Raw genomic sequence first — 16,799 nt, forward strand, 5'->3', positions numbered from 1 at the left:
TCAGGTTCGTGCAGCTTGTTAAAAAAACACTTAGTAAAGGACATTACTCACTAAGTGTATTAACTTGAAATACGTTTTTAATTACTTAAGCCGCTTGTGGACTCAAAATACTTTGACCTGCCTTTAAGCTTGCTACAGCTTTGGCATTAAATTCTAAAGTCAATACATGGTTATCTAGATGGACATGATAAGACTGAATCAATGACTGCTGCCCCTCATCTGTTTCAAGCACATATTCATCTGCAATATTTAAAATACCTTCTAAATTGGTTGTACTAGAGGCACGATCATGGCTGAATAAATCATAGATCGTCTGCAGATTAAAGCTTGTTTGCTGTTCCGTAGCATGGCTTTTTAAATAACTTTCTAGGAATAAAACAAACTTGTGAGCGAAGAAATAGTAGTTTGGTTTGTGGGTATAAAGCATGTTCATTGAAAGCTCCTTTACGGTGTTTTTTTCATCTAATCATGACTAAAAAACTAAGGATTAAACCTTAAAAGATTCTTAAAAGAACTTTGAGCTTTTTGTTAATAAACTTAATAATCACTCTAAAAACTTGATTATTCATCTAAATTATTTTTTTAATTTTGCAATACAGATCACAAAAAAATCTAGATTCCTTCATTTTTTGATCAAAAAATGATCAAATAGACCTTTTTTATGAAAGGAAAAAACAATCAGTCTTAAGCAATATTAAACAAACAAGCTAAAAAAGCTGTTTTTACTAAAAATAAAAATACCTTATATCAACAACTTATTTATGATCGGAATTTTAGATCATAGCACACCACAAAAATGTGATGCAGTTTGCATTTCAAAAACCTAGTGATATATATTTCGCACATTACTTGTTCAGCGCAAAAATCCAACTGAGAAGTAATTTTAATTCAAACTTTTAGCCGATGTGTTCGAGAAATTATTATGAAAAAACTTGCTTTGATCGCTGCTCTTTCAGTTGTAGGTATTGCTAATGCTCAAGCTGCTGACGGAACGATTACAATTAATGGTCTAGTAACAGACAAAACTTGTGACATCGTGACTCCAGCTGGTAAAGACTTTACAGTAACACTTCCAACTGTTTCTAAACAAACTCTTGCTAACGCAGGTGATGTTGCTGGTCGTACTCCATTCCAAATCAAACTAGCAAACTGTTCAGAAGGTAAAGTTGCAACTTACTTCGAACCAGGTGCTACTGTTGATTTCAATACTGGCCGTTTACTTAATCAAAACGCTGGTGGTGCTAAAAACGTTGATGTTCAATTGTTAGGTAGCAACAACCAATTTATTCCAGTACGTTCAGCAGGTAGCAACGGTGCTCAACCTAACTCTCAATGGGTAGACGTTGTAGATGGCGGTACTGCTGACCTTAACTACTATGCTGAATACTACGCAACTGGCGCATCTACTGCTGGTGAAGTAAACACTTCTATTCAGTACACTATTATTTATCAATAATCCATTGATAAACTATGCGAATTTCTAGGCTTCTAGAAATTCGCAGTTGTACACTTCACGCAATCATAGAGAAAATTTAAATGGCACTGAACGGTTACAATTTTTTGCTTGGTTTAACGATGTCGTCGGCTTTAATCGCAAGTCATACTCATGCAGAAATTATTTTGCATGGTACTCGCGTTATTTATCCATCTGATGCTCGTGAAGTGACTTTGCAAGTCAGTAACAATGGTTCTAAGCCTTCGCTTGTTCAAGCGTGGATTGATGAAGGTGATGCTAAAAGTACACCCGACCAGTCTAAAGTTCCATTTATGATTACGCCACCTATTTCGCGTGTTGACCCAACGAAGAGCCAATCTCTCCGTATTACTGCATTACCCAATGCGGCTCAATTAAATCAAAAACAAGAAACTGTTTTTTGGTTGAATGTTTTGGATATTCCGCCAAGACCAACTGCAAACAGTAAAGATGCTATTCCTGATAATTTTTTACAACTTGCAATCCGTTCACGTATTAAGTTTTTCTATCGTCCAGCCAGCATTAAAGCTGATGCGAATCTCGCTGGTGAAAAATTACAATGGGCAAAAAGCGGACAAACTCTAATTGTAAAAAATCCTACGCCATTTTACGTCACTATGACTGCGGTGTACCAACAAAATGCAGGAAAGCCAGTTGACCTTCTATCGAAAGGTCTAATGCTCTCACCTTTTTCAGAGGACAAAATCCAATTGAAAACTGGGGGTACTGAAAAGCTTAGCTATGTGAGCATAAACGATTACGGTGGTCGTATCGAACATCAGATCAAGCTTTAATAACAAACAAATTTATTTCCAATCAATAAATGATTTTGTACCTATCATTGAATAGGCGAACCGATTATGTCAAAGAAAAATGCAACAGCTAAATTCTTGAAGCGTCGTATCTGTTATTACCTTACATCTGGGGTAGTAACAATCACGATGCCTATGGCTGTTTACGCAGTAGAACAGACAGCAGAAAAAGCTGCACCTATGGAAGCAGAATTCGACTCTGTTTTTTTAATCGGTGACGCACAAAAAGTAGATATCTCTCGTTTTAAATATGGGAACCCCGTTTTGCCTGGGGAATATAACGTTGACGTTTATATCAATGGCAACTGGTTTGGCAAAAGAAGAATGATGTTTCGTTCAGCAGAACAGAACCAAAATGCCTTTACCTGTTTCACCTCAAGCTCATTACTTGAATATGGCGTAAAACAAGAAGTTCTAATTAATCGCACAGAATCTGCCGCACCGAATAGTTGTTACAAAATCGAAGAATGGATCGAAAATGCATTTTATGATTTTGATACCTCACGCCTGCGTGTCGATATTTCGATTCCACAAATTGCATTACAAAAAAATGCGCAAGGCTATGTTGATCCAAGTATTTGGGATCGTGGTGTCAATGCTGGATTTTTATCATATAGCGGTAGTGCCTATAAAACCTTTAACAGCTTAAATGACAATAAAGAAACTACCAATGCCTTTATGGCAATTACTGCTGGTGCAAACATTGCAGGTTGGCAACTGCGTCACAACGGTCAGTGGCAATGGCAAGATGGTGCTCAAAGCGAGCTAAACCCGAATAACAAAAAGAAATCGAGCTACGAGTCTACAAGTACTTACTTACAGCGTGCTTTTCCTCAGTATCGCGGAGTTTTGACCTTAGGTGATAGCTTTACCAACGGTGAGTTATTTGACTCATTCGGTTACCGTGGTTTAGATTTTTCTAGCGATGATCGCATGCTACCAAATAGTATGCTCGGCTATGCACCACGTATTCGCGGTAATGCAAAAACCAATGCTAAAGTAGAAGTTCGTCAACAAGGTCAGTTGATTTATCAAACTACAGTTGCACCAGGTAGCTTTGAAATTAATGATCTCTACCCTACAGGTTTTGGTGGAGAGCTTGAAGTTTCGATTATTGAATCAAATGGTGAAATTCAGAAGCTTGCTGTTCCTTATGCATCTGTTGTGCAAATGCTACGTCCTGGACTCAGCCGTTACTCAGTCACAGCGGGTGAATTCCGCGACCGTGATATTGATTTAACACCTTGGGTAACGCAAGGTAAATACCAACGCGGTCTGAATAACTATTTGACGGGTTATACAGGTTTTCAATTGTCTGAAGACTACAGTGCCTTGTTACTAGGTGCTGCTGTTGCAACACCTATTGGTGCCGTATCATTCGATATTACCCAATCAAATACTGACTTTGATAAGCAAGGTTCACAGTCTGGGCAAAGTTTCCGTCTAAGTTATAGCAAACTGATTTCACCGACTAATACCAACTTAACTTTAGCAGCATACCGTTATTCGACTGAAAATTATTATAGATTACGTGATGCCCTGCTCATTCGTGATCTTGAAGATAAAGGTGTAAATACCTTTGCTGTAGGCAAGCAACGTAGTGAATTCCAAATTACCTTGAACCAAGGTTTACCTGAAGGTTGGGGTAATATTTATATGGTGGGTTCTTGGAATGATTACTGGAATCGTAATGAGACGAGTCGTCAATACCAAGTGGGTTATAGCAATAACTATCATGGCTTAACCTATGGTCTTTCTGCAACCAATCGTCAGATCGAATACGGTTCAAGCAATCAGACACGCGATACTGAATATTTGATGACACTTTCTTTCCCAATGAATTTCAGAAAGAGCTCTGTCAATGTTAATGCTACCGCTTCTGAAAACAGTCGCACCGTTGGTATGAGTGGTATGGTAGGTGATCGTTTCAACTACGGTGCTTCGGTATCTCATCAAGATAGACAGAACCCAAGCTTTAACGTTAACAGCCGTTATCGTACAAACTTTGCCACAGTTGGTGGTTCTTATAGTATCGCTGATTCCTATCAACAAGCGATGCTTAGTGTCAGCGGTAGCGTTGTTGCTCATTCAGAAGGCATTTTGTTTGGCCCAGAACAAGGGCAAACTATGGTACTGGTGTATGCACCAGATGCGGCAGGTGCCAAAGTCAACAACACCGTTGGCCTCAGTGTGAATAAGTCTGGCTATGCTGTGATTCCTTATGTAACACCATACCGTTTAAATGACATCACACTTGACCCGCAAGAAATGTCGACCAATGTTGAATTGGAAGAAACCAGCCAACGTATTGCGCCTTTTGCTGGTGCGATTGCAAAAGTTGATTTCTCGACCAAGAAAGGTTATGCCATCTACATCAACACCAAAACAGCAACAGGTGAAAGCTTACCATTTGCTGCACAAGTCTTTAATACTAAGGATGAATCAGTTGGTATCGTGGCGCAAGGCAGCATGGTGTATTTACGTACTCAAGAGCCAAAAGGTGATTTGTATGTAAAATGGGGAGATGAAGCCAATGAACAGTGCCACTTCAGTTATGATGTTACAGCACAAATTTCTAACGACCAGCAAAGCATGATCATGTCTGAGGCAGTATGCAAATGAAAAAATTACTCTTAAACAGTGTTTTGCTTACCGCGGGTCTCGGTGTTTATAGTGAAGCCAATGCAGCTTGTGCCCCTACAGCAGGTTTTACAACAAAAGTGATTAGTATGGCTGTAGGGCGTGTTGTAGTTAGACCCTCAGATGAAGTTGGGAAGGTTTTACGTAAAGCGACCTTCGCAATTGATCCCAATAATTCAACAATTAACTGTAGTCGGAACTCTTCTGGGACCGTAAAAGCAGATTTAATCCAGAGTTATCCAGTAAGCTCACTGGGTAATAATATTTATTCAACTAATATTCCCGGTATCGGCATCCGTTTATATCGTGAAGCACAGAATAATTCAAATTTTTCAGGATATTATCCATATTCAAGAAATATTACTGGTGGACCTTACTGGAATGGTACTAATTACTCACTCGATTCAGGTTATTTTGTTGTCGAAATTGTAAAAACAGCAGAGCAAACTGGTTCTGGTGCCTTAGTTCCAGGTCAATACAGCAGTTATTATTTAACAAATTACCCATCTCGCCCCATTCTAACGAGTCATGTACTAGCAAATGCAATTACCATTGCCTCTTCATCTTGCGAGTTACAAGGCAATATCAATAAAGTTGTGCAACTTCCAACAGTAATGAAATCGGGTTTTACTGGTGTTGGTTCAACCCAAGGTGAACAAAGCTTTGATTTAAACATCTTATGCAATGGTGGAATCAATCCAACAGGTTATGAAGAAAAAAACTTAATTAGTTTAGATTTTGACTTCCCTCAAGATGGTAACAATAGCGAAGTTATGGCCAATACAGCACCAAGTTCAACTAGAGCCAATGGTGTAGGTGTTCAATTATTCTGGAAGTATCAAAGTCAGAATAAACCTATTCGCAAAGGAGACAAGTTACAAGTGGGTACAGTGAACTCAAATCAAACAGTACAATATAATATTCCGTTGTCTGCTCGTTATTATCAAACAGCAACCAATGTAACGGCAGGTACTGTTCGTGCAATGGCAACCGTGACCATTCAATACGATTAAACTTTTTATAGGACCTCTTCCCAAACGAGAGGTCTTTTTTTTAATAATGCAAAACAGAATAACTCTAAGCTGTTAATTTTTAAATTTATTTTAAATTCTCATTTTTGTTTTTGATAATAAGCCGTGAACAATAAACCAGAGGAACAATCAATGAAAAAACTCAGCATATTTGCACTTAGCCTAGCCTTGCTCGGCTGTGGTGAAAATCAGGATAATCCACAAAACAATACCAGTACTCAACCCTCAGCAGCAGCGGCCACCAGCTTTAGCTTACGTAGTTTTAGCCAACCACAAACGTGCCAATATAACTTCGATGCAACACAGCAAGATTATGATGCTTTATGGAACAATCAAAATTCAGACTATCAAGTCAATTTATTTCCTACAATCAATGGACAAAAGTTTAGCTTAACTGTTGCCCCTCCATATTCTTCAAATAGCGATCCTGAATACGGTACTTTTAATTACTTACAGTATTTAGCTACCAGTAAAGCAAAACTATATTCAGCAAAAGATTCTCCATATTTTCCACACTTGCAAGATGGTTTAGGAGATTTTAACTTACCAAAAACAGGAATTCTTGCACTGGAAATGCAGCTCGATATTCCTGCTGCTCCACTTAACGGCGGCTATTATGGAGAACCTGGTTCATCTTATATCTCAGATATTAATTTTAATGGAATAACAGAAAATGGCTATATCGTAAAATCTCTCTATTCTTTTGCAGCAGGAAGTGCTGATCCAGATTTTGGTGAGAATCCTCCATTTGTATTATTTAACCTCAGTTACCAAAAAAGCGACTATACAGAGTATAGTTCAGCAGCTTATTACTACAATAAATTGACAGAGTATCAAAGCAAATATCATCGATTAGGTATTTATATCAATCAAAATACTAAACAGGTCGGTTTTATTGTCAATGGGGTTGATAAGGGATATCAAGGAACGCTACCTGCCCCATTAAAAAATATAGGTTTTGATATACGCAGTTGGGTTGGTTCAGATCAAGATGGTAATTTCTCAGACAAACTCGAAGGACTAGAATTCTCTTCAGAACTGATCACTGACCGAAACTCTCTACAGTTCAACTATCCACAAGGTACAACAGACATCTGTGGTAATGCCATTTAGTCCATTCAAAACCCAAAAAGCCTAATCGTCGATTAGGCTTTTTTGTTTGACAAAAATAGCAATAACATAATTTTCCCACAGTGGCACTAGATCTAAGTTCCATATTTGAATTTTAAAATATGCTGCAGTGATCACATAATGTATACCAGACAGGTTAGGTTTTTAAATTCGCATTAAAATAAAAATATGTGACACAATTAACAAATTAAAATAAACACATTAATTATCAATTTAAAATCAAAATTTTAAATACATCACACTTTGAATAACTATTTAATCAATCTTTAATTTTAATATTGCCTTAATAATAATATTTATGTTAATTAATACTTAATACATCATATAAAAGGCAATAAACATGTATAAAAATATCTATAAATCTGCCCTACTTTTATCATTAATGGCATTTGCTTCGGTCAGTTATGCTGCAAGCACAATCCAATTGAATGGAAGTATTGTAGAGGATACTTGCTCACAGCAGCATAACAATAGTGACTGTCAGCAATTGAATCAAATCAGAGATAAGATTGATTCTCAATCAATTTCTTTCAGTGACTTAAGCCCTCATACACAAAAGAATACAACCGCTGACATTAGCTTCGAACAACTACCAGATAAAAAGAATGCCGTCATTATTGCAAGTTACTACTAGTTAATAAATTACATATTAATATGTGAACTAATTAGCATTTATTTATTGGTTCACATTGCTCCAATTATAAAAAAACCTAATAAATTCTCAATTTTGTTTAGTTTTTATTAAAAAACTTCTTTACCCCTGCCATTTAGTTTTTATAATATATTTTTTATAAGAAGAACTTCATTAAAAATAGATAATGAAATTATTTTATTTATTACTTTGCACACATATTGACCACCCTCGATATTTTCTATAATTTCATAATCGATGAAAATAAAAACACTTTAAAATAATAAGGACAAAAAAATGGATCATTTAAAATCCGACTCACCAAACAATACGCCATGTGTTGATTGTACAAAAGACCCTATTGAATCTCTTAAAGCTATGTTTGTGGACATGGTACAAGCTGGAAGAATTCGCAAAGGCCAATGCCCCGCTATGCGCCCCGTATTTCTTAAACCACACGGAATAGCAGCAGCTGAATTCATTATCCGTGATGATTTACCAGAAAAGCTCCGTGTCGGCTTATTTTCAAATATCGGTAAAAGCTACCCGACTTGGGTTCGCTTTTCATCCGACACCACACCAACAAATACGGATTTCAAATCTACCCTTGGTATCGGAATCAAGCTATTTGATGTTGAGGGGGCAAAAATACTCGGCAACCCTGATGCAAGTACCTTTGATTTTCTGATGCAAAATTTTGATGCATTTTTTGTCGACACGGCACAAGATATGTGTGAATTTACCAAAGCTGGTGTAGTCGATGGCGATTATGATCCTTATCTAAAAGCTCATCCGAAAACCTCAGAATTGCTGGATGCAATGGCAAAACCCGTTGCCAGTGTTTTAGCTTCAGCATACTGGAGTGGCTTACCCTTTCAATTTGGTCAGAATGAATATGTAAAATATAAATTAGAACCTGCTCTTTATCTTGACCCTCCGACTCATTCGCCTAATGACCCCTCTTATCTGGCGAATGATCTCATTTCGAGATTAAAAACCACAGAAGCCCGCTTCCGTTTCATGATCCAATTCAGAACAGATCCTGAGCGTATGCCACTAGATGCAGCAACGGTCGTCTGGCCAGAAAATTTAAGCCCTCCAATTCATGTCGCAGACATTGTAATACCGATTCAAGATATTACTGCTCGAGGACAAGCCGAATACGGTGAAAACTTAGCAATGAATATTTGGCGCGTCACCGCTGAACATGCCCCCGTCGGTTCTATCGCAGATGCTAGACGTGTTGTTTACGCGGCTTCAGCAGAGTTACGCCGTAATGTAAATGGTGTGCCTCTAGGTGAACCTGACACGCCTCGCCCTGTTATTTCACCCGCAGCATGTATTGATACCCGAATTGTCCGTGCAGCAATCCATCCAGCAATTGGGGTCGCTCGTGTAGGTGATAGTGAAAATGAGTTTTTTATTGGACCAGAGCTTGTCGATGCCCCTGCTGATCTCACCCAGCAACCTAATAGTTATCGTGACAAGACTGGTGCAATCAAGAGGCAAGCGGTGCGGTTCCGTCTCTATGGTTACAATGCTGCTGGTGACGTAGTTCGTGAGCTGAATCCAGACAATGCAGATATTGTCTGGACCGTTCATGTTGCCAACCGCAAAGCCGAATGGTTTCAGTTCCAATATGCTTTGGATATTCCAGAAGCTGTCAATGCTCCTGACAATGCGTTCACACTACGCAATCCCAAAGTCAAACCAGCGAATCGACATAAATTAGCCATTGATCCAGGTCCACGCAGTATTTTTGGTCGTAATGTTTCGGGTGGTGCTGAGCATCGTTTTGATACTGGAACATTCCAAGCAGCAGCGGATCAAGCTGTGACGGTGCCTTTAGGTGAAATTCAAACAGATGAAAATGGACATTTATTATTTTTAGGTGGGCATGGTAAATCAGCATCTCCAACCCACGCACCTGTTTATGATCCAGAGAATCCACCAAGCTTTAATAATGCTGATGATTGGTATGATGACACATCCGATGGTCCAGTGACTGCAACAGTATCCATAAATGGAATAGAGATACCCGTTGAATCTGCGTGGGTTGTTGTTGCTCCCCCCAACTACGCACCAGATGTTGTGAGCTGGCGGACCATGTATGACCTTATGTGCGATGTCTACGTCAATGCAGGTTGGATGGTAATGCCTGAAAAACCATCCTTTACTAAGGACATTTGGCCACTGCTGAAACGTCTAGGCGGTTTACAATGGGTAAATAAAGGTTTCGCAGCCTACTTTGGTAAAGGCTGCCCAATGGATTTTAATAACCCTGCACTGCTGGCTAAACTTTCATTCCAATCCAAAAATACAAATTTACCTGATCCATATAGCGAATTACGCCGTGCCATATTCCATAGTTTCAGACCGTCCAAACCCAGTGTAGCTGAGCCAGTACAATGGCCACATGTCTGGCCTTGGATTTATGGCGATGCATTCGGAAACTTTTCAGAAAATGGACCCGGCAATATGCTGACTATGACGGGTTTACAAGAAGGTTTACTCCGAAACTGGGTAGATGGAAATTTTATCGATGATTGGACGAATGAAGAAATTAAACTTGCTTCATCTTTAAATCAAGTTCCACTACAAGACCAGCCCCATACATTAGATCAAGCTGCTCTGCATTACTGTCTGGCAGACACCTTCCACCCCGGTTGTGAAATGACATGGCCGATGCGTCATGCCAGCATGTATAGTTCGCCATTTAGAATCCGACTACGTTCAAGCACAAATCCTGAACCAGATTATGGCTCAACAATGACACCGATTAAAGTTCAGCAAGTTGATGGGCCCTTATATGCCCAAGTCGCAGGCAGCATTACCCGTTGGATGGCAGTTCCATGGCAAGGCGATACCGCATTTTGTCGCTCTGGATACGATCCAGATTTCGACCCATATTTACCAACATTTTGGGCAGCCCGTGTTCCAAACCACGTTCTCACAGAGCAAGACTATCAAAAAGTTATAGATCCTGATCTGTCTAGAGAAGAACGTATTGCCGCCTTCAATCAACGTCGAAGTTGGCTACGTGCTATCCAAAATGCTGATACTGCCGAAGTGATGAAACGAATGATTGCCCAATTCAATGAGCTTGGCATTATTGAAGTCCGTGCAGGGGTAAAAGATGATCCTGATATTCCTGAATATATTTATGTTGAAACACTGATTGCGGGTCAATTAAAAACGGCTGCCGAACATGCAACTACTCTGTTAGAAAGTAAAGTTGAGCCACTAACTGACTTAGAAAAAGCAGGTTGGGCAAGCCATGAGCAGTTATTAGCGTTCCGCTCTGTTCGTGTACAAAAACGCTAAATGGACAACTTAACTGTAGATGTATGTATAGCAGGTCGTGGACCTGCTGGCATCATAGCTGCAAGACAACTTGCGCTTGCTGGGTTATCTGTGATCATCATTGATAGCCCAAACCATAAAATACATAAATTTGGTGAAACACTGCCTGGATCAGCAATTCGTTTATTAACCAAACTCGGTCTTCAATTAATCATTGAGCGCTTACAAACAGAACAACATACTCATGGCAACTATTCACCTCGTGTCGGTGGAAACATGTCTTTTTGGGGCAGCGAGTCTCCTATAATTTCTGATGCCCTACATGATCCCTATGGTTTTGGGCTTCGTATTGATCGGCAAAGATTCGATATGCTTTTAGCACAATATGCTCATGTTGAAGGAACAGTACAATTCAGTACAAATATTTTGGATTTAAAAAAAGATCGTAATATATGGAACATCCAGTTGGAATGTGGCAAATCCATTGCTGCTAAATGGATTGTTGATGCAACAGGCCGCAGCGCCAAAATCATACATCTACTCGGCATACAGCGCCATCGTGGTGTCCCATTAGTTGCGCTATATCGAACATTTAAACCTGCAAAAAGTATTTCTCTCAGTAAAACCATCATTTCATCACATAAAAATGGATGGTTATATGCAGGGAAAATTTCAGAACATAAATGGGTTCTTGGTTATCACACGATTCCTAAAACCGCAGCAGTACTTCACAACAGCCCTATTCACTGGGACGAAATCATTAAAACCAATACAGTAATACCAACGCTTTTTGGAGAGTTAGAGTTTGAAAAAAATGTCTTTTGTCATGATGTTCGAAGTATTTGGTTAAAACAGAGTTTAGGTGATGGCTGGATTGCTTGCGGTGATGCATTATTGGCATTTGATCCTATTGCGGGGCAAGGTTTGTTTAATGCGATTTATACAGCAATGAAAGCCGCAGAAACGATTGTGCAATATGATCAAAATCAGGATGTCCATCAACACTATTTAACTGAAACTCATCAAATTATTAAAATCTATGAAAATCGAAGATATTCATTATATAAGCAAGAACAAAGATGGCTAAATAGCCCTTTCTGGAAAGCGCATCAGATGAACACTGACTCAAATAGACCAAACAATTAACATAAGCATAAAAACTGATGAGATCCACATATTTATCCTACTCAAGATCTTATAATTCATAGCAATGTTGCTAAACTGATTGATATTAAGGAGCAAATATATGTTAGGTCTGATGCCTGTAGTCCGTTTTGGTTTATTTTTCGCAATCAGCCCTATACTGATCAGTATTAGTGGATGCTCTACTCATCCTCAAAAAACAAACACTCTAGGGAATACACATAGGATCCCTTATCCAAGCATTGATACAGCATTAGGTGAAAAGTTACAGCCAAATGAAAGCATTCTGGCTGAACAAATATCAGAGCAGATTGGACAAAGTATCCGTAAACAATACACTGCAGGTCATGTGCTACGAGACGCACACCCCAAAGCGCATGGTTGTGTCCAAGCAGAATTCCATGTCTCAAAATCATTACCATCAAACTTAGCGAAGGGAATTTTTATTCCTGATAAAAAATATTCAGCCTGGATTCGGTTCTCTAATGCTTCAGGGGATGCCACCCAAGCTGACAATAAAAAAGATGCTCGCGGAATGGCAATTAAAATCCTAGGTGTTACTGGGAAAAAGATCATGGAAAGTGATGATCAAGCAATGACTCAAGATTTTATTATGATTAACCATCCTGTGTTTTTTGTAGATAAGCCTGATCGCTATTTATCCTTTATACAAAATATAAATAGCGGAAGTACGATCAAAAAATTGCGGATCCCTTTTGTGCTCGGTTTTCAGGGAACGATGAATGCTGTTAAAGCGAGTAATTCAAATATTTCCAATCCAATTCAAACCAGATACTGGTCAATGGTGCCCTATCAATTGGGATTAGGCGCTGACCGTCAAGTTGTGAAATATTCAGCAAGACCATGTTCCCAAAACTTAACGGTAATACCAGACCAGCCAAGTCATGACTTCTTAAGAGAAGCACTTCGAAATAGCTTACAACAAGGTGATGCATGTATGGAGTTTCTGGTCCAACCGAGAACATCAAATAAAATGCTGGTAGAAGATTCAATGACAGAATGGAAAGAAGCTCAAGCCCCATTTTATCCAGTTGCAACGATTCATATACCACAACAGATTTTTGATACACCCGAGCAAAATGAGTTTTGCGAGAATCTTTCGTTTACCCCATGGCATTCACTGCCTGAGCATAGACCCTTAGGCGCTATCAATAGATTACGTAAAGTTATTTACGAGAATATTAGTACAATCCGACATGAAATGAACGCTGTACCAAAACAAGAACCTCAATGAACTATTCTATTCAGATACGGTTTCACCTACTCAAAAATATTTACTTGCGTCTGCCCATCTATTGAGAATATACATTTACCTTTGAATTCTTGTGCATTCCCCAATTCATTTTCGGCGCAGAACTCTAAGTAAATATACACATCTCCACTTTTTTGATTTATGTAGTAATTACCGCGTAAATTATCATTAAAACTGACCGTCTTTTTCTTTGTTATATTAGAAAGCACAAGTTTTTTGCACTTTTCAATCATTTCTCCCTTATTTAAGTTCATTTCAGACTTTCGGATATAAGCAGAGCTTTTACTCAAATCTCTTATATTTTTTCGATTATCATTCTCAATCATATAGGAATCAAATTCTGCAACAATATTAGAGTCTTTACTCTTATAATCTTCAAAACTTTCACATCCTAATAAACTAAACATGATGATGAAAGCTAAGATATTTTTCACTTAAATAATCGATAAAATCAAAAAAGTATAATATAGCAAAAATAATGAAATATGACAAAATTGAAAAGCACTCATAGTTCTACAAGTTATTCTATAGGCTAATTTTTATGCTTCTCCATATGTTTAAAAAATTAGCTTACCCTCCTCAGAAAAACCCGCAAATTGATTAACAGTAGTAAAACTGCATGAGATGATTGATTTGAAGTTAAAGATGTAAAAGTATTATGCAAAAGTAAAAAAATAGAATAAAAATTACAGTAATTAATTAAGTCAGGCGAAATTTTAGTGAATTCGATAGAAGCTGCAACAACTCTTGGATATAAACCTAATACACTTCTAGTTCGGGCTAGTAATGGCAAAGGTAATCTAAAACTAGTATTAACTAAGAATGATGCTAGATGGCGCTTAACAGATATCCGCAATCTTATAGAGGCTTAGGCCCCTATTTATCCTTGTCGTTAAAAAGATCAGTAAGAATTTCGCCTTTGAGAACTAAATATTCTTCTTTTTGGTCTTTTATAGTTCGTATGAAAATGTATTTACCATTATAATATTGTACACTTACTTCCCCCTCTAACTTTAGTTTTTTTGATACTTCACTCAACAATTTAGGTTCATTTATTAATTTAGAAAAATTATTGACTTTTTGAAAAATATTTAAAAAGGTTATCATCAAATATATAAACAGTGAAATTAGAATTAAACTATAAATAATTATTGCAAAAAAATTATCCACATAAAATATACTCTTATAATTTTTATCAATATTTTCTTTTACTTCATCTAGAGGATTTTTATAATTTCTAAAATAGAATTGTAATCTAATTATGACTAAAAACTCAAGAAACAACATTAATGCAATAGCTTTAAGTACTAACTCTAAAATAATAAATATTAAAGGGGGATTGGGATCTATATTGAGATAGTTTATATAAAAAATGATAAAATTGACGCATGCACAGACGACTAAAGGCCTTTTAACACTATTCCAAACATTTTTAATTTTCCATTCAATCTTTAACTTCTCTGGTGGCATATATGCCTTTTTTAAACCATAAAATGTTAGTAAACCAAATGAGAAAAAGAAAACTATTAGTAAGCCATCTGGTATGACTTGTTCAACAGCAAAAAATCTACCATATGATGGATCCATCCATAGAAGCTGAAATAACTGTACAAAACCTCCAACAGCTGTAGGAATAAATACTAAAAAAGTCCAATTATTTTTGTAAAAATCAATAGATTTCCAAAAAGTCTTTTCTCTACTCTCTTTTTCTTTATTCTTATCACCTTGTTCTTCTAATTTAGTTAATTTTTCAATGCTAAACATACTTTAACCTTTTCTTATTTTAATGATTACATAATGATTGCATAAATTTAAGCAATAAAAAAGCACTTACAATTAATGCATGTAAGTGCTTGATATATATGGTGGGCCCACCGTGACTTGAACACGGGACCAACGGATTATGAGTCCGCTGCTCTAACCAACTGAGCTATAGGCCCTAAACTTATAACTGCTTGTATTCTCTACAATTCAGCTTGATTCCAATATTAGCGAAATTCATTTTTAATTACAAGTTTTTTCTTGAGTAGACCTATAGTAGACCGTAAAGAATATTGTAATATGATGCTAAATGTCGTGAAACCTAGCGGATTCTAGCTCATGTCTGCAAACAGAGTAAAGCTTACTAAGTCATTTATTGACCAACTCGAATTAATTCCTGCGATTTATCGTGATAGTGAACTAATTGGCTTTGCTGTGCGTGTTAACACCTCATACAAAACTTATATCGTTGAGAAAAAGGTTAATGGCAGGTCTACTCGGTCTACTCTGGGCATTCATGGTCAAATAACCCTTACTCAAGCAAGAGTATTGGCTCAAGAAGCCCTTTTAGACATGACAATGGGTATAAACCCAATAGACAAGAAAAAGAAGAAAATTGCAGACGCTAAATCAATTTTTGATATTGAAAAGTCTCAGCCGACTTTAAATGATGCATACCTGGTATATATCGAAGAACGCACACTCAAACCACGTACGCTGGATGATTACAGTGATGTCGTTAATGGCTATTTAAAAGACTGGAAAAACACGAAGCTCAAAGACATTACAAGGACTATGGTCCAAGAAAAACATAAGGACCTATCCGTTAATAGTAAAGCTCAGGCCAATATGTGTATGCGAGTCTTTCGAGCCATTTATAATTTTTCGATCGAACACTACTTGGATGACGATGAGCAGCCAATCATTCCCCCGCTCAACCCCGTTAAAACATTAACAGCTAAAAAGTCATGGAATAAGATCCGTAGACGTAGCTCGTATATTAATGAAGACAAGTTGCCAGATTGGATTAATGCCGTTTTAAACTTTGAAGATCGTGGACAGCAACTTGAGACCAACAAAGACTTTCTCATCACGTTGATCCTAACTGGCTTTAGGCGCGAAGAATGTGAATCACTGGCTTGGTCGGCTGTAGATTTGAAATATGGCTACATCACTTCAATAGATCCAAAGAATAATGAACCGCACACCCTCCCTATGGGTGATTACCTATGGGAAATGATGAAGAAGCGCAGAAAGAAAATTACAGTCGGCTGGGTTTTCCCTTCTGCAAAATCTGAATCTGGCCACATTACTAACATTTCAAAAGTTAGGGCCAAAGTTAATAAAACCTGCGGCATTCAGTTTACTTTCCATGACCTACGCCGTACCTATGGCTCTATTGCCGAAAGCTTGGACTACGGGAAATATACGATTAAAAAGCTTCTGAACCACAAGAACGAAGACCAAAATGATGTCACTGCTGGTTATGTGCAAATTAGTGATAAGAAGCTCCGAGCAGCTATGAATGAGATCGAGGTAATAGTTTTAGGTGAACATAGACAAAACCATCCCGATACATGATGGAAAGGCAGTTTGATTT

13 protein-coding genes and 1 tRNA gene are annotated in these 16,799 nt (G+C 37.7%); 10 read left to right on the forward strand and 4 right to left on the reverse strand.

Translation table 11 applies throughout. The annotated features are described in order from the left end of the window. Window positions 1-85 precede the first annotated feature (85 nt). On the reverse strand, window positions 86-433 hold the full coding sequence (locus F3J02_RS03470; RefSeq protein ID WP_167247652.1) for a hypothetical protein: 348 nt from the start codon (window positions 431-433) through the stop codon (window positions 86-88). Window positions 434-922: 489 nt separating this feature from the next. Between F3J02_RS03470 and F3J02_RS03475 the strand changes: the two genes are divergently transcribed. From F3J02_RS03475 to F3J02_RS03515, 9 genes are all read left to right on the forward strand, one after another. Further along, window positions 923-1,456 carry a fimbrial protein gene (locus F3J02_RS03475; RefSeq protein WP_167247654.1) on the forward strand — a complete coding sequence of 178 codons (534 nt, stop codon included), beginning with the start codon at window positions 923-925 and terminating at the stop codon, window positions 1,454-1,456. An 80-nt stretch (window positions 1,457-1,536) separates the two neighbouring features. Next, window positions 1,537-2,268, forward strand: coding sequence for a molecular chaperone (locus F3J02_RS03480; protein ID WP_167247656.1), 732 nt, complete (start codon window positions 1,537-1,539; stop codon window positions 2,266-2,268). A 66-nt stretch (window positions 2,269-2,334) separates the two neighbouring features. Next, the gene (locus F3J02_RS03485) at window positions 2,335-4,908 is read left to right on the forward strand and encodes a fimbria/pilus outer membrane usher protein (protein ID WP_171525993.1); all 2,574 of its coding nucleotides are present in this window, start codon (window positions 2,335-2,337) and stop codon (window positions 4,906-4,908) included. Then, window positions 4,905-5,939 carry a fimbrial protein gene (locus F3J02_RS03490; protein ID WP_167247658.1) on the forward strand — a complete coding sequence of 345 codons (1,035 nt, stop codon included), beginning with the start codon at window positions 4,905-4,907 and terminating at the stop codon, window positions 5,937-5,939. The genes F3J02_RS03485 and F3J02_RS03490 overlap by 4 nt, the downstream gene beginning before the upstream one ends. 150 nt (window positions 5,940-6,089) lie before the next feature. Then, window positions 6,090-7,070 carry a DUF4882 family protein gene (locus tag F3J02_RS03495; RefSeq protein WP_167247660.1) on the forward strand — a complete coding sequence of 327 codons (981 nt, stop codon included), beginning with the start codon at window positions 6,090-6,092 and terminating at the stop codon, window positions 7,068-7,070. A 358-nt stretch (window positions 7,071-7,428) separates the two neighbouring features. Continuing rightward, window positions 7,429-7,722: a type 1 fimbrial protein gene (locus F3J02_RS03500; protein WP_167247662.1), complete on the forward strand. Its 294-nt coding sequence runs from the start codon at window positions 7,429-7,431 to the stop codon at window positions 7,720-7,722. A gap of 294 nt (window positions 7,723-8,016) precedes the next feature. Then, complete coding sequence (locus F3J02_RS03505; RefSeq protein ID WP_167247664.1) at window positions 8,017-11,043, forward strand: LodA/GoxA family CTQ-dependent oxidase; 3,027 nt, start codon at window positions 8,017-8,019, stop codon at window positions 11,041-11,043. Continuing rightward, window positions 11,044-12,168 (forward strand): FAD-dependent monooxygenase, encoded by a 1,125-nt coding sequence (locus tag F3J02_RS03510; protein ID WP_167247666.1) that lies wholly within the window; start codon window positions 11,044-11,046, stop codon window positions 12,166-12,168. Window positions 12,169-12,268: 100 nt separating this feature from the next. Continuing rightward, a complete protein-coding gene (locus F3J02_RS03515) occupies window positions 12,269-13,420 on the forward strand; it encodes a catalase family protein (RefSeq protein ID WP_167247668.1) in 1,152 nt (383 codons plus the stop codon). A 26-nt stretch (window positions 13,421-13,446) separates the two neighbouring features. Here the strand turns inward: F3J02_RS03515 and F3J02_RS03520 are convergent, their stop codons facing one another. From F3J02_RS03520 to F3J02_RS03530, 3 genes are all read right to left on the reverse strand, one after another. Continuing rightward, window positions 13,447-13,845 (reverse strand): hypothetical protein, encoded by a 399-nt coding sequence (locus F3J02_RS03520; protein WP_167247670.1) that lies wholly within the window; start codon window positions 13,843-13,845, stop codon window positions 13,447-13,449. A 469-nt stretch (window positions 13,846-14,314) separates the two neighbouring features. Next, window positions 14,315-15,202, reverse strand: a complete 888-nt coding sequence (locus tag F3J02_RS03525) for a hypothetical protein (RefSeq protein WP_167247672.1) — start codon at window positions 15,200-15,202, stop codon at window positions 14,315-14,317. Between the two features lie 99 nt (window positions 15,203-15,301). Continuing rightward, window positions 15,302-15,378, reverse strand: a tRNA-Ile gene (locus tag F3J02_RS03530). Between the two features lie 160 nt (window positions 15,379-15,538). Here F3J02_RS03530 and F3J02_RS03535 point away from each other — a divergent pair. Further along, window positions 15,539-16,780: a site-specific integrase gene (locus F3J02_RS03535; protein WP_167247674.1), complete on the forward strand. Its 1,242-nt coding sequence runs from the start codon at window positions 15,539-15,541 to the stop codon at window positions 16,778-16,780. Window positions 16,781-16,799: the final 19 nt, after the last annotated feature.

The sequence above is a fragment of the Acinetobacter sp. Tr-809 genome, from assembly GCF_011753255.1.
Classification (GTDB): Bacteria; Pseudomonadota; Gammaproteobacteria; order Pseudomonadales; family Moraxellaceae; genus Acinetobacter.